Consider the following 17,473-nt stretch of genomic DNA (forward strand, 5'->3'; position numbering starts at 1 on the left):
AGCGATCGGGGAACCCATACTTGTCTCTCCGGTCGGCCGCGGCATGCTCAGGACATCGTGCTTCGTGCCCGTCCCACCGGTTCGCCCGGCCACCGTCGTTCCCGGGCGGGTCCCCCTCTCCTCAGCCCCCCACAGAGGACGCAGCATGCCCGTGGCCCAGCCGACCACCGAGTCGCCCGAGCCCGCCCGGCCCGACGCGCCGAAGCCCCCGTTCGGCGCGCTGGACCGCTACTTCCGGATCAGCGAGCGCGGCTCGACCCTGCCGCGCGAGATCCGCGGCGGCGTCGCCACCTTCTTCACCATGGCGTACATCCTGGTGCTGAACCCGATCATCCTGGCCAGCGCCACGGACATGACCGGCGCCCACCTGGACAGCGCCCAGCTGGTCACCGCCACCGCGCTCACCGCCGGTCTGACCACGCTGCTCATGGGCGTCATCGGCAACGTCCCGATCGGCCTGGCCGCCGGCCTCGGCGTCAACACCATCGTCGCCCTCCAGCTCGCGCCCAAGATGACCTGGCCGGACGCCATGGGCATGGTCGTGCTGGCCGGCTTCGCGATCATGCTCCTGGTCGCCACCGGCCTGCGCGAGCGGGTCATGAGCGCCGTCCCGCTGGGGCTGCGCAAGGCCATCGCGATCGGCATCGGCCTGTTCATCACCCTGGTGGGCCTGGTCGACTCCGGCTTCGTCAGCCGCATCCCCGACGCCGCCCACACCACCGTCCCGCTCCAGCTCGGCGCCGGCGGCCACCTGCTCGGCTGGCCCGTGCTGGTCTTCGTGCTCGGCCTGCTGCTCACGCTGGTCCTGGTGGTCCGCAAGGTCCCCGGCGCGATCCTGGTCTCCATCGCCGTGATGACCGCCGTCGCCGTCGTGATCGACAAGATCGCCGACATCCCCGCGCTCAACTGGGGCCTGACCGTCCCGACCTGGCCGGGCAACCCGGTCGCCGCCCCGGACTTCGGCCTGGTCGGCAAGGTCAGCCTGTTCGGCGGCTTCGAGAAGGTCGGCGTCCTCACCGGCGCGCTCTTCGTCTTCACCGTCCTGATGTCCTGCTTCTTCGACGCGATGGGCACCATCCTCGGCGTCGCCGACGAGGCCCACCTGCTGGACGAGAAGGGCGACCTTCCCGGCATCAACAAGGTCCTGATGATCGACGGCATCGCCACCGCGGCCGGCGGCGCGACCTCCTCCTCCGCCAACACCTGCTTCGTCGAGTCCACCGCCGGCGTCGGCGAGGGCGCCCGCACCGGCTTCGCCTCCGTCGTCACCGGCGGCCTCTTCGTGGTGGCCCTCTTCCTCACCCCCCTCGCCACCATGGTCCCGGCCCAGGCCGCCACCCCGGCCCTGGTCACCGTCGGCTTCCTGATCCTCGCCAACTCCGTGCGGGACATCGACTGGGCCGACTACACCATCGCGATCCCGGCCTTCCTGACCATCGCGATGATGCCGTTCACCTACTCGATCACCAACGGCATCGGCTTCGGCTTCATCACCTTCTGCATCCTGCGCCTCGCCACCGGCCGCGGCCGCGAGGTCCCGTTCCCGATGTACGCGGTGGCCGGCGTCTTCGCCTTCTACTACCTGATGCCCGCCCTCGGCCTCCTCTGAGGCCCGCGGACGGCCCGACGGCCCCGCGCTCCGGACGGAGCGCGGGGCCGTTTTGATATCGGGGATGCATCGGAACTGATATCGTTTTCTCGTTGTCGACTGCTGGAGGAACGGCCATGGCGCGAACGGTGATCGACCTCGACGACGACCTCCTGGCCGAGGCGCAGCGTCTGTTCGGCACGACCACCAAGGTCGCCACGGTCAATGCGGCGCTGCTGGAGGCCGTGAAGCTGGCGCGCCGGATAGAGCTTGCCGATGCCATCGCGAACGGGGAGTTCGACCTCCTCGGCGAGTCGGGCAAGTCGGCGGCGGCGTGACCCGGGAGCGCTTCCTGATCGACAAGTCGGCCCTGGCGCGCTGGGGAAAGCCGGCGGTGCGGCCCGTCCTCGACGACCTCTCGCAGCGCGCGCTGCTGGCGGTGAGCGCGGCCGTGGAGATGGAGGTGCTGCACAGCGCCCGAAGCGTCGCGGAGGCGGACCGGCTGAGTCATCTGCTCCGGGGGTTCGACTACCTGCCGTGCACGGACGAGGTCTGGGACCGGGCCAAGGACATCCAGCGCCGTGCGATGTTCCGGGGAAACCACCGCGCCCTGTCCATGGCCGGCATGCTGATCGCCGCCACCGCCGAGCGGCACGAGGCCACGGTCCTGCACTACGACGGCGACTACGACATGATCGCGGCCATCACCGGCCGGCCCACTCGCTGGGTCGTGCCGACGGGGACGGCCGACTGACACCCCCTTTCCCGCCCTCGGCCTCCTCTGAGGCCCGCGGACGGCCCGACGGCCCCGCGCTCCGTCCGGAGCGCGGGGCCGTCGGCGTCCGGTGGGTCAGTGGACGCAGTATTCGTTGCCCTCGGGGTCCTGCATGACGGTCCAGGAGCCGCCCGGTTCGGCGACCTCGCGGAGGGTGGTGGCGCCGAGAGATTCGAGGCGGGCCACGGTGGCGGCGCGGGCGTCGGGGCCCGGGTGGAGGTCGAGGTGGAGGCGGTTCTTGTCCTGCTTCGGCTCGGGGACGCGCTGGAAGAGGATGCGCCGGCCGAGGCCGGTGCCGGAGGCCGGGTCGTGCGGGTCCTCGGGGTGCCGGACGGCGGCGAGGGTCTGCCAGGCGTGGCGGCCGTCGACCTCGGTGACCAGGTCCGGGGTGATCGCGCCGGCCGAGAGCAGGCCGGTGATCAGGGCGCTGTGGTCCTCGACCGTGTAGTCGAGGGCGGCGGCCCAGAACGCGGCCTGGCGGTGCGGGTCGGCGGCGTCGATGACGAGCTTCCAGTGCATGGGCATGTAACCGGTTATAGGGGTTGCGAAAGGGCGGGGGCAAGAGGATCTGTCAAGGGGGCGCCGGTGTAGGGGAGTTGACCGGGGGCATACTCCGGGCTGAGACGGGGGAGGGGAGCGGTTCGATGGTGAGACAGGATCCGCCCGCGGGGGTCGAGGCGCAGTTGCTGCCGGAGCTGTTCCGGACGGCCGACCAGGCGTCGCTGTCGGGGCAGCAGGAGACGCTGCGCTGGTACCGGGGGCTCATCTCGATGCTGGTGGTCGCGGCGGCGGTCGGTTCGCTGCCCGGGCCGGACGAGAAGGGGGCCTCCGACATCACGCCGCTGTTCTCGGTGGTGGCGCTGCTGGTGGCGGGGTACTTCTGGTCGCGGTTGCGGCGCAGCAATCCGCAGGCGCGGTGGTACGAGGCGCGGGCGGCCGCGGAGTCGGTGAAGACGCTGGCCTGGAAGTACTCGGTGCGGGCCCGGCCGTTCGAGGGTGCCGCGGAGTCGGCGGACGTCGACCGCGGCTACCTGCTGCAGGTGGAGGACGTGCTGCGGGCGTTCGAGGACCCGGCGATCGTGCCGCCGGGGTCGGTCGCCGAGATCACCCCGGAGATGCGCCGGGTGCGGGCGGAGTCGCTGACCTCGCGCCGGACGCTCTACCTGCGCACCCGGGTGGAGGGGCAGCGGACGTGGTACCGCTCGCGCGCCGAGTCCTGCGAGTCGCAGGCGGTCACCTGGGGGCTGGGCGTGGCGGCGCTGATCATCGTGGGTGCCGCGGCGGCCGTCGCGCAGGCGACCGGGGCGCTGGAGGTGCACGTGTTCGGGGCCACCTCGGCGGCGGCCGCGGCGGTGATCGCCTGGACGCAGCTGAAGCAGCTCCGCCCGCTGGCGGCCGCGTACCAGCTGGCGGCGCGGGAGCTGGAGAACGTCGGCAACCAGCTGTCCGACCTCGACACCCGGACGCCGGACGCCGAGCAGCGCTGGGCGCGGCTGGCCGCCGAGGCGGAGGACGCGGTGTCGCGCGAGCACACCACCTGGCGGGCGCGGCGGGCCTTCCCGCGCTGACCCGCGCCGACCGGTCGGCGGGTCGGCGGGTCGGCGGAGCCCGCCGGTCAGGCGTCCAGCGGGGCCAGGCCGAACGGGTGGCCGGCCGGGTCGATCAGCACCTTGAGGGTGCGGCCGTGCTGGTGGGTGGGCTCGGTCGCCCCCAGGGCCAGCGCGCGGGCGGTGGCCGCCTCCAGGTCGTCGACGTAGAAGTCCAGGTGGAAGTGCTTGCCGCCGTCCGGCTCGGTCCACGGCTCCGGCCGGTACCCGCTGACCCGGCCGAAGCCGAGCGGGCTGCCGCCCTCCGGGTTGTCCAGGATCGCGAACCGCTCGTCCACGTGCCGGGTCTCCCATCCGAGCAGCGCGCCGTAGAAGGCGGCCAGCGCGACCGGGTCGGCGCAGTCGATGGTGACCATGGCGAGGCGGGCGAAGCCGGTGTCGTTCTGCTCGGCCGGGCCGACCGGGGTGGCCTGCTCGGCGGCGACGTCGGTCATGTCTGGTCGGCCCTTCTGCTGAGCGGTGGTGCGGCGCCGGGGCCCGTGCGGAACCGGGTCCCACGACCAGCATCGCACCGGGAGTCACGGAGGGCACGGCCAGCCGGACCGGGGCGGGGGGACGGCGCGCACGTCCGGGAGGCCTTCGCGTACTCCTGCCCCATGGCCCGGGCCGGCATGCCGCCGGGAGGCGGACGATCGGAATCCAATTTTCTTTAGCCAGAGTAATGACGTAGGCTAAAGAACATGCCCGAGATGTCCGAGCAGGACCTCGCAGCCATCAGTCAGCTGCGGTCGTCCGCCATGCGCCTCTCCCGTCGACTGCGCCACCAGCGGGTCGAGGAGTCGCTCAGCCCTACCGAGATCGGGGTGCTGGGCACCCTCGCCCGGTGCGGGAAGGCCACGCCGGGCGAGCTCGCCCGGAAGGAGCACGTACAGCCGCCCTCGATGACCAGGATCGTCGCGATGCTGGAGGAGAAGGGCCTGGTGCGGCGCGAACCGCACCCGGAGGACCGCCGGCAGGTGGTCGTCAGCAGTACCGAGCAGGCCGAGGCGATCCTGGCGGAGTCCCGCCGGCGCCGCAACGCCTGGCTCGCCGAGCTCGCCGAAGGGCTCGACGAGGAGGAGTGGGCGAAGCTCCGCGAGGCGGCGCCCGTGCTCTACAAGCTCGCACACCTCTAGGCACAGCGAATCCGGTGGCCGCCGGAGGACGAAGGAGAACCGCATCACCGCAGGACCGATGACCGACACCAGGAGCGCGACGGCCCCGCCACGGGCCGTCGCGCCGCGAGGGGAGACCACCGTGACACCGCCGGCCGCAGCCAGCGCCGCCGCCACCCGTACCCGGACCGACGAGCAGACCACCGACCCCGCCGCGGCGAGCGCCGCGGCCGCCGACGCCCAGGCACCCGCCCCCGCGGGGCTGCCCGGCAACGGCGACGACGACCCCGACGAACGCACCGCGGCGGACGAACCCGCCGCTCCCGGCCGCACCCGCGCGGCCTCGTCCCCGACCGGCGCCGGGTTCACCCGCCCCGGGGGGATGTTCTCCTCACTGCGCGTTCGCAACTACCGCTACTACTTCGCCGGCCAGGTGGTGTCCAACACCGGGACCTGGATGCAGCGGATCGCCCAGGACTGGCTGGTCCTGAGCCTCACCGGCAGCCCGCTCGCGGTCGGCATCACCACCGCCATGCAGTTCCTGCCGATGCTGCTGTTCGGCCTGTTCGGCGGGGTGCTCGCCGACCGGATGCCCAAGCGCCGGCTGCTGATCTTCACCCAGGGCGCGATGGGCCTGCTCGCCGCGGGCCTCGCCGTGCTGACCGTCGGCGGCGTGGTGACCCCGTACTACGTGTACGCGTTCGCGCTGCTGCTCGGCCTGGTCACGGTGGTCGACAACCCGACCCGGCAGGCCTTCGTCTCCGAGATGGTCGGCCCGAAGGACCTCGCCAACGCGGTCAGCCTGAACGCCGCCAACTTCCAGACCGCCCGGCTGGTCGGCCCCGCCGTCGCGGGCCTGCTGATCGCCGCGGTCGGCAGCGGCTGGGCTTTCGCGCTGAACGCGCTGTCGTTCGCCGCCGTGATCGGCGGACTGCTCGCGATGCGGGAGAGCGAACTGCGGCCGACCGCGCCGATCGCCCGCGAGAAGGGGCAGCTGCGGGAGGGCCTGCGGTACGTCAAGGAGCGGCCCGAGCTGCTCTGGCCGATGGTGCTGGCCGGCTTCATCGGCACCTTCGGCTTCAACTTCCCGACGCTGCTGGCGGGTTTCGCCTCCGACACCTTCCACGTCGGCGCCGGGCAGTACGGCCTGCTGAACACCGCGATGGCGGTCGGCTCGCTGACCGGCGCGCTGGTCGCGGCCCGCCGGGGCGTGCCCCGGCTGCGCGGACTCGTCGGCGCCGCGCTCGGCTTCGGCGCGCTGGAGGCGGTGGCGGCGTTCGCGCCAGGCTACTGGACCTTCGCGCTGCTGCTCACCCTGGTCGGGGTGTTCGGGCTGAGCTTCAACACCTCGGTCAACGCCTCGCTCCAGCTGGCCACCGAGCCCGCGATGCGCGGCCGGGTGATGGGCCTGCTGATGCTGGTCTTCACCGGCGGAACGCCGATCGGCGCGCCGGTCGTCGGCTGGGTCACCGCCTCGTACGGCCCCCGGGTGGGGCTGCTGGCCTGCGGCCTGGTCTCGGCGGCGGCGGCCGGTGTGGTCGGCCTGGTGCTGGCCCGCAGCGCCGACCTCCGGCTGCGGCTCGACCTGCACCCGGGCCGCGGCGGCCGGGTGGTGGCGCTGGTGCCGCGCCCGGCGGAGGCCGCCAAGCCGGAGCTGGCCACGGCCTGCTGACCCCGGGCGGCCCCGGGAACGCCGCGGCGCTCCCGGGGCCGCGTTCGGGCGGTCAGAGCCGGATCGCCAGGATCTGCCCCGGCCAGGGGCCGGCCGGCTGCTCGACCTCGAAGGACTCGGTCTCGTGGAAGCCGAGGGCCCGGTACTGGCCGACCAGCTTGCGGTCGTCCCCGCCGAAGCAGTCCACCCGCAGCAGGCCGATGCCGCGCCGGCGGGCCTCGTCGAGGGCGTCGGCGATCAGCGCGGCGCCGATCCCGGAGCCCTTGCGGCCGCGGTCGGTCACCAGGTTGCGGATGTACAGCTCGCGGCCGTCCACCGCGGTGGCGTACGCGGGGCGCTCCTCGGACAGGACGCAGCAGCCGACCGTCCGCCCCCCGTCGTCGACCGCGAGCCGGATCAGGAACGGCTCGCTCCCGTACCTGCCGATGTGCTCGACGCGGGTGGCGGAGCCGCTGAAGGAGTGCTCGCCCCACTGGCGGGTGCGGCCCCGGGCGGCCAGCCAGGCCACGGCGCCGTCGAGCAGGGACAGGATGTCGGGGATGTCCTCGGGGCCCCCGGTGCGGATCCTCATGGGAAACCGTTCTAGCCCACGCCGCCGCGCGCGGGAAGATGGCTCCATGAGGCTCTTCGTGGCGGTGCTGCCTCCGGTGGAGGCGCTGCAGGACCTGGCCGACGCGGTGGCCCCGGTGCGCGGGCTGCCGGGGGCGGACCGGCTGCGCTGGACGGCGGTCGACGCCTGGCACCTGACCCTGGCCTTCCTCGGCGAGGTGCCGGCCGAACGGGTGCCCGGGCTGGAGGCCGCGCTGGCCGGGGTCGCCGAGGGGCACCCGGCGCACACCCTGCGGCTGGCCGGCGGCGGACGGTTCGGCGACCGGGTGCTCTGGGCCGGGGTGGAGGGGCAGGACTGGGCGCTGCGCCGGCTCGCCGAGGCGGTGCACGGGGCCGCCGCGGAGGTGGTCGGCGAGACGGACGACTTCACCTTCCACCCGCACCTGACCCTGGCCCGGGCCGGCTCCACGCGCGGCCGGCGGCGGGCGGAGCAGCGGACGGCGGCCGGCCGGCTGGACGCCCTGGCGCAGGCGCTGGAGGGCCACCGGGGCCCGGAGTGGGAGGCCGCCGAGCTGCACCTGATGCGCAGCGCGCAGGACGGCGGCGCCGTCCGCCACACCTCGCTGTGCTCCTGGCCGCTGGCCCGCTGGGAGGCCGGGCCGCCGTAGCGGCGGCGGCCCGATCGCCGACCTCCGCGGCCGGATCGCCAACCTCGCCGTCCGGCCGCGAACCGGCCGGGGGTACGCTCGTTGACCGTGGATCCCAAGACTCGCATGCGAATCGTGACCGGAGCGCTGGTGCTGCTGCTGGTCGTCGTCCTGGTCAGCTCGCTGGTCAACCGATAAGGGCCGGAGACGGAGCGAGGGCCACCGCCCGGAGGCGGTGGCCCTTCGCAGTCCGTCCGCGAGGTCCGGTCAGAGGCGCTCGACCACGTAGTCGACGCAGGCGGTGAGCGCATCGACGTCGGCCGGGTCGATCGCGGGGAACATCGCGACGCGCAGCTGGTTGCGGCCCAGCTTGCGGTACGGCTCGGTGTCGACGATGCCGTTGGCGCGCAGCGCCTTGGCGACGGCGGCGGCGTCCACCGCGTCGTCGAAGTCGATCGTGCCGACCACCTGCGAGCGCTCGGCCGGGTTCGCCACGAACGGGTTGGCGAACGAGGACTTCTCGGCCCAGCCGTACAGCCGGGACGAGGAGTCGGCCGTACGGGCGACGGCCCAGTCGAGCCCGCCGTTGCCGTTCAGCCACTCCAGCTGGTCGGCCAGCAGGAACAGGGTGGCGATCGACGGGGTGTTGTACGTCTGGTCCTTCGACGAGTTGTCGATGGCCGTCGGCAGGTCGAAGAACGGCGGGATGTACCGGCCGGAGCCGGCGATCTCGGCGGCGCGCTCCAGCGCGGCCGGGGAGAACGACGCCAGCCACAGGCCGCCCTCGGAGGCGAAGGACTTCTGCGGGGCGAAGTAGTAGACGTCGGTCTCGGCGATGTCCACCGGCAGGCCGCCGGCGCCCGAGGTGGCGTCCACCAGGACCAGCGAGCCCTCGTCGCCGCCGGCCGGGCGGGCGATCGGCATCGCGACGCCGGTGGAGGTCTCGTTGTGGGTGAGCGCGTAGACGTCGACGCCGGCCTCGGCGACCGGCAGCGGGTGGGTGCCCGGGGCGGTCTTGATCACGCTCGGCTCGGCCAGCCAGGGCGCGGCCTTGACGGAGGAGGCGAACTTGGAGGAGAACTCGCCGAAGTCGAGGTGCTGGGACTTCTCCCGTACCAGGCCGAAGGCCGCGATGTCCCAGAAGGCGGTGGACCCGCCGTTGCCGAGCACCACCTGGTACCCCTCGGGGAGGGAGAACAGGCTGCTCACGCCCTCGCGCACGCGCTTGACCAGGTTCTTCACCGGGGCCTGGCGGTGCGAGGTGCCGAGCAGGGAGGTCTCGGTCGCGGCGAGGGCACTCAGGGCCTCGGGGCGCACCTTGGACGGGCCGCAGCCGAAACGGCCGTCGGCGGGCTTGATGTCAGCGGGGATCTGGATCTGAGCCACGGGGCGCAGCCTACCCGCCGGGGTGGCCGGATTCGACGGCGGTCCGCCCGCTGAGATGCCGCCGACCGCCCCGCGAGCTGCGGAAACAGCGGGTCCGGTTCACATGCCGGACCCGCTGTCCGCGCGGCGGTGCGGTGACCTGCGAAGGTCGGGCGGATCAGCGCGCGATGGCGTCGTAGCCCTCGATCTCGCGCGGGCTGCGCGGGCCGGGGCCGATGTAGCGCGCGGCGGGGCGCACGAGCCGGCCCGTGCGCTTCTGCTCCAGGATGTGCGCCGACCAGCCCGCCGTCCGGGCACAGGTGAACATCGAGGTGAACATGTGCGCCGGGACCTCGGCGAAGTCCAGCATGATCGCGGCCCAGAACTCGACGTTGGTGGCCAGCACGCGGTCGGGGCGGCGGTTGTGCAGCTCCTCCAGCGCGGCCTTCTCCAGCGCCTCGGCGACCTCGAAGCGCGGCGCGCCGAGCTCCTTGGCGGTACGGCGCAGCACCCGGGCGCGCGGGTCCTCGGCGCGGTAGACGCGGTGGCCGAAGCCCATCAGGCGCTCGCCCTTGTCCAGCGCGTTCTTGACCCAGGTGGTGGCGTCGCCGGTGCGCTCGATCTCCTCGATCATGCCGAGCACGCGGGACGGCGCGCCGCCGTGCAGCGGGCCGGACATCGCGCCGACCGCGCCGGAGAGGGCGGCCGCGACGTCGGCGCCGGTGGAGGCGATGACCCGGGCGGTGAAGGTCGAGGCGTTCATGCCGTGCTCGGCGGCGGAGGTCCAGTAGGCGTCGATGGCCTTGACGTGCTTGGGGTCCGGCTCGCCGCGCCAGCGGATCATGAAGCGCTCGACGACGGTCTCGGCCTTGTCGATCTCGCTCTGCGGGACCATCGGCAGGCCCTGGCCGCGGGCGGACTGGGCGACGTAGGAGAGCGCCATGACGGCGGCGCGCGCGAGGTCGTCGCGGGCCTGCTCGGCGTCGATGTCCAGCAGCGGCTTGAGGCCCCAGACCGGGGCGAGCATGGCGAGGGCGGACTGCACGTCGACCCGGATGTCGCCGGAGTGGACCGGGATCGGGAAGGGTTCGGCGGCCGGCAGGCCGGGGTTGAACTTGCCGTCGACCAGCAGGCCCCAGACGTGGCCGAAGGAGACATTGCCGACCAGGTCGTCGATGTCGACGCCCCGGTACCGCAGAGCGCCGCCTTCACGGTCGGGTTCGGCGATCTCGCTCTCGAACGCGACGACACCTTCGAGCCCGGGTACGAAGTCGGACATGCACGGCTCCTTCAGTTCTGCGATCGGCGGCCGCCGTGGTGGGGAGGCCCGCCTCTGACCGAATGGTGGTTGGCACTCGGTGCCAGGGTGACAGGCACGGGGTGCATTGCGCCATACACCACGGTGGTGATGTTTTCCCGGGGCCCGCTTGACTTTTCGCTCGACGGCCGGTCGTGCCGGGCGGATCTCCGGGGCGAAGGGTGCGGTTGCGGACAAAACACCGTACGACGGGCGTCCGGTCGGTGGCGAGTCACCTTAACTCCCACCGGGGTTTGTCCAGAGGTAGCGGTGCCGGTTGCTTGTCGTACGGGATGATGTTGACGTGCAGACCCCGGACCGCGCCCAGTCGACGCCCCTGACCCCCGCCACCCGGATCCTGGCCGACGAGGCCCGCCCCGGACCGGACCTCACCGTGATGCGCAAGCACTACGCGCACGAGGGCCTGGCCGAGGAGGAGCTCGCCGCCGACCCGGTCGGCCAGTTCACCCGGTGGTTCCACGAGGCGGACGACGCGGGGGTGGTGGAGCCCAACGCGATGGTGCTCTCCACCGCCGACGCCGGGGGGCGGCCCAGCGCGCGCACCGTGCTGCTCAAGGCGTTCGACGCCCGCGGCTTCGTCTTCTTCACCAACTACGGCTCCCGCAAGGGCACCGAGCTGGCCGCCAACCCGCATGCGGCGCTGCTCTTCCCGTGGGTCGCGCTGGCCCGCCAGGTGATCGTCCAGGGCCGGGTGGAGAAGGTCGGCCGGGACGAGACCGCCGCCTACTTCCGCACCCGCCCGCACGGCTCCCAGCTGGGCGCCTGGGCCAGCGAGCAGTCCAGCCCGGTCGCCTCGCGCGAGGTGCTGGAGCAGCGCTACGCGGAGCTGGAGCGGCGCTACCCGGAGGGCGAGGGGGTTCCGGTGCCGCCGTTCTGGGGCGGGTACCGGGTGGTGCCGGCGAGCGTGGAGTTCTGGCAGGGACGGGAGAACCGGCTGCACGACCGGCTGCGGTACGTCGCCGAGCCGACCGCCCCGACGGGCTGGCGGGTCGAGCGGCTCTGCCCGTGAGGCGGGGCCGGCACTGCCCGTGAGCCGCCCGCGGCTCTGCCCCCGGGGCGGGTCGGAGCTGCCCCGGGACCCGGTGCGGGGCTGCCCGCCGGGGCGCCCGGGGGGCTTCCCGCGCTCCCCGGCCGCACGCCCCTGACCAGGGGCGTCGAGGCGCGGGGCCGCACTTGTGACGACACCGCGACAACTTCCTCCGCTCACCGGCTGACCCGCCGTCACCCCACCAGTAAGGTGAAGACGTTCACCGGGTCGGTGGGGGGTTGTTGGGTGCGGCCGTACTTCTTCTTCAGCTACGCGCGGCGGGACCATCTGGCCGGAGGCGCCTTCGTCGACCAGTTCTTCACCGACCTGCGGGACGAACTGGCGCGGATCGAGCCCGAGGCCGGGCCGGGCGAGCTGGCGTACCGCGACACCGAGCGGCTGCGGGTCGGCGACGACTGGGAGCGGCAGCTCTCCCGGATGGTCGGCGCCAGCCGCACCATGGTCGCCCTCTACTCGCCCGCCTACTTCGCCAGCGACTACTGCGGCAGGGAGTGGACCGCCTTCGACCTGCGGACCCGGCGCCACGAGGAGCAGACCGGCGAGAGCGTTTCGGCCCTCATCCCGGTGCTGTGGGAGCCGCCGCCCGAGGACCTGCCCGCCGAGGTGCGGCGGATCCAGTACGTCCAGCACGACTTCGGCGCGGAGTACGCCGCCGGCGGGCTGCGCCACCTGCTGCGGACCGACCCGCACGGCGCGGCGTACCGCTCGGTGGTGCGGGTGATCGCCGAGCGGGTGCGGGAGGCCGCCGCCTGGCGGGTCGCGGAGCAGCGGGACCTCGACCTCGGGCGGGTGGAGGGCTTCTTCCCGGTGCCGGAGATCGCCGTCCCCGCCGGCCGCAGCAGCCTGGTCCGGCTCTTCGTCGTCGCCCGCTGGACCGGGGACCGGGCGGTCGCGGCGAACGGCGACCGCGTCCCGCCGCAGCGCTCCGGGACCCCGGCGGCCGCCGGGACGGACGGCGCGGGCGGTTCCGACGAGCGGTACCACGGCGGCTGGTACGGGGCGCACCCCCGGGACTGGGCGCCCTACCACCCGCCGCGGCTGCCCTCGCTGGCGGTCCAGGCCCAGCAGGTGATCACCCGGGCCGGGCACAGCACCAGCCTGGAGACGGTCGGCGACGACCTCGCCGACGCGCTCGACCGGGCCCGGGAGAACAACGAGGTCAGCGTCCTGCTGGTGGACCCCTGGGCGGCCGGCCGGGAGCCCTACCGGCAGGCGCTGCGCGACTTCGACCGGCAGAACCACCCGGTCACCGCCGTCCTGCTGCCCGACAGCTCCGACGACCCGCCGCCCGGTCCGGCGCGCGCCCGGCTCTGGGAGGGGGTGCGCGAGGTGTTCGCACGCACCTGGTTGCACCGGTCCGGACCCGAGCCGCTCTTTCGCATCCACGTCCGGCGGGAACGCTTCGAGCGCGAGCTCCTGTCGACGGTCACCGTGGCCCAGAACAGGCTGCTGGACCAGATCGACGACGACCCGGTGACGGCCCGCGCCCAGTTCGGGCTCGGCCCCGACCCGCGGCCGATGCCCGGGCTCACCATCCCGGCCTGGCCGCCGCCCGCCGCGTCGCGTCCGCCGGAGCCGCCGGCCCCGGCGGGGCCGCCCCTGCCGCGTCCGGGGAGCACCCCGGGGAACGGGGCCGCCCCCGGGGCGCGGGCGGCCCGGCGCGAGGAGACCGTGCCCCCTGCCACCCGGGCACCCAGTGAAGGAGAAGCGGACCGATGAGCCCCGATCACGCCGCCCTCGCGGACCACGGGTCCGCAGCCCTGGCACCCCCCGCCACCGGCACCGTCGTCACCTTCTACTCGTTCAAGGGCGGCACCGGCCGCACCATGGCGCTCGCCAACCTGGGCTGGATCCTGGCCAGCCAGGGACTGCGCGTCCTGGTGGTGGACTGGGACCTGGAGGCCCCGGGCCTGCACCGCTACTACCACCCGCTGCTGGTCGACCCCGAACTCCACGCCACCGACGGCCTGATCGACATGCTCCGGGCCTACGTCGACGAGGCGCTGCCAGGACCCGACCGCCCCGGGCCCGGCCCGGACCCCCGGGACTGGCTGGCCGCCCCCGGCCGGCTGGAGCAGTACCTGTGCGGCCTGGCGCTCGACCTCCCGGACGGCGGCCGGCTCGACCTGATGCCGGCCGGCCGGCAGAACGCCGCCTACTCGGCCGCCGTCACCAGCTTCAACTGGCGCAGCTTCTACACCCGCGCGGACATCCGCGGCGCGGAGTTCCTCTACGCGCTGCGCGAGCAGTGGACCAGCAGCTACGACTACGTGCTGATCGACAGCCGCACCGGGGTCAGCGACACCTCCGGCATCTGCACCGTGCTGATGCCCGACACCGTCGTGGACTGCTTCACCCTCGGCGCCCAGAGCATCCGCGGCGGCGTGGACGCGGCCCGCGCCATCGTCGACGCCGACGAGCGCGAGATCCGGGTGCTGCCCGTCCCGATGCGCGTCGAGGACGCCGAACGCGCCGGGCTGGCGGCCGGGCGCGACCTCGCCCACGACGCCTTCGACCCCTACCTCGGCCGCTGGCTCGACCCCGGGCGCCGCGCGGAGTACTGGCGCGACGTCGAGGTGCCGTACAAGCCGTTCTACGCCTACGAGGAGGTGCCGGCCACCATCGTCGACCGGCCGGGGCAGGGCCGCACCCTGCTCGCCGCGTTCGAACGGCTGGCCGACTGGCTCACCGACGGCCGGGTCCGCGAGCTGCGCCCGGTCCCCGACCAGGCCCGCCGCCAGCTGTACGCGGCCTACCTGCGCACGGGCCGCACCCGCTCGCGCCAGGTGTACGTCAGCTACGCCCCCGGGGACCGGGTCTGGGCCGAGTGGATCGCCGGGACCCTGCGGGGCTTCGGCTACCTCGCCACCCTGCACAGCGCCGCCGTCCCGCTCGACCCCGGCCCGCCGCAGACCGCCGCGCTGCCCGAGGCCACCGGGCCGCTGGACGGCGACGGCCGGCTGCTCGTCCTGCTCACCGCCGGCTACACCGCGCTGCCGCGGGCCCGGGAGATCTGGCGCCGGCTGACCACCCAGGACGCGGTGGGCGACTCCGGCGGCCTGCTCGCGGTGCGGGTCGGCGCGGCGGAGCAGCCGGAACCGCCCCAGTTCGCCGGGCACCGCGTGCTGGACCTGCCGACCCGCTCCGCCGAGCAGGCCGAGTCGAGGCTGTTCGAGCTGATCGGCCCGCCGCCCGGCGCCGGACGCTGGATGGACTCCGGGGAGTTCACCGTCTCGCGGCTGCCGCGCTTCCCCGACGGCCGCCCCACCGTCCAGGAGCTGCCCCCGCGGCTTCCCACCTTCACCGGCCGGACGCGGCTGCTGGAGGCCGTCCGGGACGGCTTCACCGCGGGCGCCGACGGGGCGCCGGTGCAGGTGCTCTACGGCATCGGCGGGGTCGGCAAGTCGCAGGCCGCGATCGAGTACGCGCACCGCTTCGCGGCCGGCTACGACGTGCTCTGGTGGGTGCCCGCCCAGCAGTCCGCGGTGATCCCGCAGAAGCTCGCCGAACTCGCCCCCGGCCTCGGCCTGGAGAGCGACGGCGACGTCGCCCGCACCGCCCGCGCGGTACTGGACGCGCTCAGCAGCGGCCGGCCCTACCGCCGCTGGCTGCTGCTCTTCGACAACGCCGAGGACCCGGAGCTGCTGGACCCCTGGCTGCCCGCCGCCGGGCCGGACGGCCACGTCCTGGTCACCTCGCGCGACCGGCGCTGGGCCCGCCGGCACGGCCGCACCGAGGTCGAGGTGTTCGACCGGGCGGAGAGCGTCGAACTCGTCCGGCACTTCAACACCGGCGTCGAGCGGGCCGACGCGGAGCGGATCGCCGAACTCCTCGGCGACCTGCCGCTCGCCGTCGGCCAGGCCGCCGCCTGGCTCCAGGAGACGCCGATGCCGGCGGCCACCTACGCCGACCTGCTCGACGAGACGCTGACCGACATCCTCGACCGCTCGGTCCGCTCCGGCTCCGACTCCGGGCCCGCCCGGGCCGTCGAGGAGGGGCCCAACGCCACGGCCACCGCCGCCACCTGGCGGATCGCCGGCTCCGACCTGCGCCGGATCAACGCCCCGGCCGCCCGGCTGCTGGAGATCTGCGGGTTCCTCGGTCCGGACGCCATTCCGATCGGGCTGCTGTACAGCCCCCCGGTGACCGACGCGATCGGGCTCCCGCCGGGCACGTCCGAGTCCGACCACCGGCTCGCCGTCGGCGACATCCTGCGGACCGTCAACCAGTTCAACCTGGCCCGCTACGACCAGGCCGCCGGAACGCTGGTGGTGCACCGGATCGTCCAGGCGCTGCTGCGCGAACAGGTCGGCGACGCAGACCGGGCGCGGGTCCGCGGCGTGGCCCACCGGGCCCTCGCCCTCGCCGACCCCGGCGACCCCGACGACCCGCACCACTGGCCCCGGTACGCCGAACTGCTGCCCCACCTGCGCCCGTCCGGCGCGGACGAGTCCGTCGACCCGGCGGTCCGGCAGTGGATCGTCAACTCGGTCCGCTACCTGTGGCAGCGCAGCCTCCACGACGCGGGCCGCGAGCTGGCCGAGCGGGTCCTCGGCCGCTGGCGCGAGATCGGCCGGCTGGGCACCGAGCCCGACGTCAGGGTGCAGCTCCTGCGCGTCCAGCTCGGCAACATCCAGCGGACCCTGGGGCTGACCCGGGAGGCGTACCAGAACGACCGGGACGCCTTCGACCGGCTGACCACCCTGCGGGGCCGGGACCACCGGGACGTGTTCCCGGCCGCCACCAGCCTCGGCGCGGACCTCCGGCACCTGGGCCGCTACCAGGCGGCGCGCGAGCTGGACGAGGAGACGCTGGCGGTCGCCCGCCGGGTGCTGGGCCGCGACGACCGGCGCTCGCTGATGGCCGAGAACAACCTGGCGCTCTCGATCGCCCTGGCCGGGGACTTCACCGGGGCGGTGGCCATCCACGAGGACCTCTACCCGCGGAAGCTGGAGGTGTTCGGCAAGCGCAGCCCGTACACGCTCAGCGGGTCGGTCACCTACGGCCACGCGCTGTCCGAGGTGGGGCGGCTGCACGAGGCGCTGCCCCGGTTGGACAAGGCGGTCCGGCGGAGCCGGGACGTGCTCGGGGAGGACCACGACGACACCCTGCGCGCCAGGCGGTACCGCAGCGCCACGCTGCGCCGGCTGGGCCGGCTGCCGGAGGCGCTGGTCGAGGCCGAGGACGTCCACCAGCGGCTGTGCGGGCGCTACGGGCCGGACCACCCCGCCGGCGCGGTCGCCGCCGGGACGCTGGCGGCGGTGCTGGGGGTGCTCGGCGACGGCGAGCAGTCGGTCGAACTCGCCGAGGAGTCGCACCGGTACCACCGCGACCACCTCACGTCGGGACACCCGGCGGAGCTCATCTCGGCGGGCAACCTCGGGGTGGCGTACCGCCGCGCCGGCCGGGCCGAGGAGGCCGGGCCGCTCTCCGGCGAGGTCCTCGAAGGCCTGCACGGGGTGCTCGGCGAGCGCCACCCGTGGGTCGCCCTCGCCCGGCTCAACCGGGCGAACGACCTGGCCCGGGCGGGTGCGTACGCCGAGGCGGCCGTGCTGGCCGACGAGGCCGCCGCACTGCTGACCGAGCGCCTCGGCCCGGACCACCCGGACTCGCTCGCGGCCTCCGCGAACCTCGCCCTGGCGCTCACGGCCCTCGGCGAGTCCGGGCGGGCGGCGGAGCTGGCGGCCCGGACCCTGGCCCGGGTCCGCGCGGTGCTGCACGACGGCCACCCGCTCACCGAGGCGATCAGGGTGGGGGAGTGGCTGGACACGCTGATCGAGATGCCGCCGACGTGACGGCGGACCGGTCCA

Annotated in this window: 15 protein-coding genes; 10 read left to right on the forward strand and 5 right to left on the reverse strand. The window is 74.3% G+C overall.

The features are described from left to right. Window positions 1–145: 145 nt before the first annotated feature. The 3 genes from ACFVFS_RS10195 (at window position 146) to ACFVFS_RS10205 (ending at window position 2,342) form a co-directional block, all read left to right on the forward strand. Window positions 146–1,609, forward strand: coding sequence for an NCS2 family permease (locus ACFVFS_RS10195; protein WP_380622219.1), 1,464 nt, complete (start codon window positions 146–148; stop codon window positions 1,607–1,609). A 116-nt stretch (window positions 1,610–1,725) separates the two neighbouring features. Further along, the gene (locus ACFVFS_RS10200) at window positions 1,726–1,926 is read left to right on the forward strand and encodes a type II toxin-antitoxin system VapB family antitoxin (protein ID WP_380622221.1); all 201 of its coding nucleotides are present in this window, start codon (window positions 1,726–1,728) and stop codon (window positions 1,924–1,926) included. Beyond that, window positions 1,923–2,342, forward strand: a complete 420-nt coding sequence (locus tag ACFVFS_RS10205) for a PIN domain nuclease (RefSeq protein WP_380622223.1) — start codon at window positions 1,923–1,925, stop codon at window positions 2,340–2,342. Before ACFVFS_RS10200 ends, ACFVFS_RS10205 begins: the two co-directional genes overlap by 4 nt. 96 nt (window positions 2,343–2,438) lie before the next feature. On the opposite strand, the gene ACFVFS_RS10210 is transcribed toward ACFVFS_RS10205, so the two are convergent. Then, the gene (locus ACFVFS_RS10210; protein WP_380622365.1) at window positions 2,439–2,882 is read right to left on the reverse strand and encodes a VOC family protein; all 444 of its coding nucleotides are present in this window, start codon (window positions 2,880–2,882) and stop codon (window positions 2,439–2,441) included. A gap of 125 nt (window positions 2,883–3,007) precedes the next feature. Between ACFVFS_RS10210 and ACFVFS_RS10215 the strand changes: the two genes are divergently transcribed. Next, the gene (locus tag ACFVFS_RS10215; RefSeq protein ID WP_380622225.1) at window positions 3,008–3,931 is read left to right on the forward strand and encodes a DUF4231 domain-containing protein; all 924 of its coding nucleotides are present in this window, start codon (window positions 3,008–3,010) and stop codon (window positions 3,929–3,931) included. 47 nt (window positions 3,932–3,978) lie between these two features. Here the strand turns inward: ACFVFS_RS10215 and ACFVFS_RS10220 are convergent, their stop codons facing one another. Continuing rightward, on the reverse strand, window positions 3,979–4,404 hold the full coding sequence (locus ACFVFS_RS10220) for a VOC family protein (RefSeq protein WP_380622227.1): 426 nt from the start codon (window positions 4,402–4,404) through the stop codon (window positions 3,979–3,981). Window positions 4,405–4,650: 246 nt separating this feature from the next. On the opposite strand from ACFVFS_RS10220, the gene ACFVFS_RS10225 reads away from it, so the two are divergent. Both ACFVFS_RS10225 and ACFVFS_RS10230 read left to right on the forward strand, forming a co-directional pair. Next, window positions 4,651–5,085 carry a MarR family transcriptional regulator gene (locus ACFVFS_RS10225; RefSeq protein WP_355359938.1) on the forward strand — a complete coding sequence of 145 codons (435 nt, stop codon included), beginning with the start codon at window positions 4,651–4,653 and terminating at the stop codon, window positions 5,083–5,085. Between the two features lie 121 nt (window positions 5,086–5,206). Continuing rightward, the gene (locus tag ACFVFS_RS10230) at window positions 5,207–6,736 is read left to right on the forward strand and encodes an MFS transporter (protein ID WP_380622230.1); all 1,530 of its coding nucleotides are present in this window, start codon (window positions 5,207–5,209) and stop codon (window positions 6,734–6,736) included. A gap of 52 nt (window positions 6,737–6,788) precedes the next feature. Here ACFVFS_RS10230 and ACFVFS_RS10235 read toward each other — a convergent pair whose 3' ends face one another. Next, window positions 6,789–7,307: a GNAT family N-acetyltransferase gene (locus ACFVFS_RS10235; RefSeq protein ID WP_380622232.1), complete on the reverse strand. Its 519-nt coding sequence runs from the start codon at window positions 7,305–7,307 to the stop codon at window positions 6,789–6,791. Between the two features lie 46 nt (window positions 7,308–7,353). On the opposite strand from ACFVFS_RS10235, the gene thpR reads away from it, so the two are divergent. Next, entirely contained in the window at window positions 7,354–7,953 is a 600-nt protein-coding gene (gene thpR, locus ACFVFS_RS10240) for an RNA 2',3'-cyclic phosphodiesterase (protein ID WP_380622234.1), read from the forward strand. A gap of 246 nt (window positions 7,954–8,199) precedes the next feature. On the opposite strand, the gene serC is transcribed toward thpR, so the two are convergent. Together serC and ACFVFS_RS10250 are read right to left on the reverse strand one after the other, a co-directional pair. Continuing rightward, window positions 8,200–9,318, reverse strand: a complete 1,119-nt coding sequence (gene serC, locus ACFVFS_RS10245; protein WP_380622236.1) for a phosphoserine transaminase — start codon at window positions 9,316–9,318, stop codon at window positions 8,200–8,202. A 157-nt stretch (window positions 9,319–9,475) separates the two neighbouring features. Beyond that, entirely contained in the window at window positions 9,476–10,576 is a 1,101-nt protein-coding gene (locus tag ACFVFS_RS10250) for a citrate synthase 2 (protein ID WP_380622239.1), read from the reverse strand. A 415-nt stretch (window positions 10,577–10,991) separates the two neighbouring features. Here ACFVFS_RS10250 and pdxH point away from each other — a divergent pair, with 415 nt between their 5' ends. The 3 genes from pdxH (at window position 10,992) to fxsT (ending at window position 17,458) form a co-directional block, all read left to right on the forward strand. Further along, on the forward strand, window positions 10,992–11,624 hold the full coding sequence (pdxH, locus tag ACFVFS_RS10255) for a pyridoxamine 5'-phosphate oxidase (RefSeq protein WP_380622367.1): 633 nt from the start codon (window positions 10,992–10,994) through the stop codon (window positions 11,622–11,624). A 264-nt stretch (window positions 11,625–11,888) separates the two neighbouring features. Then, window positions 11,889–13,382, forward strand: a complete 1,494-nt coding sequence (locus tag ACFVFS_RS10260; protein ID WP_380622240.1) for a TIR-like protein FxsC — start codon at window positions 11,889–11,891, stop codon at window positions 13,380–13,382. Further along, entirely contained in the window at window positions 13,379–17,458 is a 4,080-nt protein-coding gene (gene fxsT / locus ACFVFS_RS10265; RefSeq protein WP_380622241.1) for an FxSxx-COOH system tetratricopeptide repeat protein, read from the forward strand. Before ACFVFS_RS10260 ends, fxsT begins: the two co-directional genes overlap by 4 nt. The last annotated feature ends 15 nt before the right edge of the window (window positions 17,459–17,473 follow it).

The sequence above is a fragment of the Kitasatospora sp. NPDC057692 genome, assembly GCF_042799475.1.
GTDB lineage: Bacteria > Actinomycetota > Actinomycetes > Streptomycetales > Streptomycetaceae > Kitasatospora.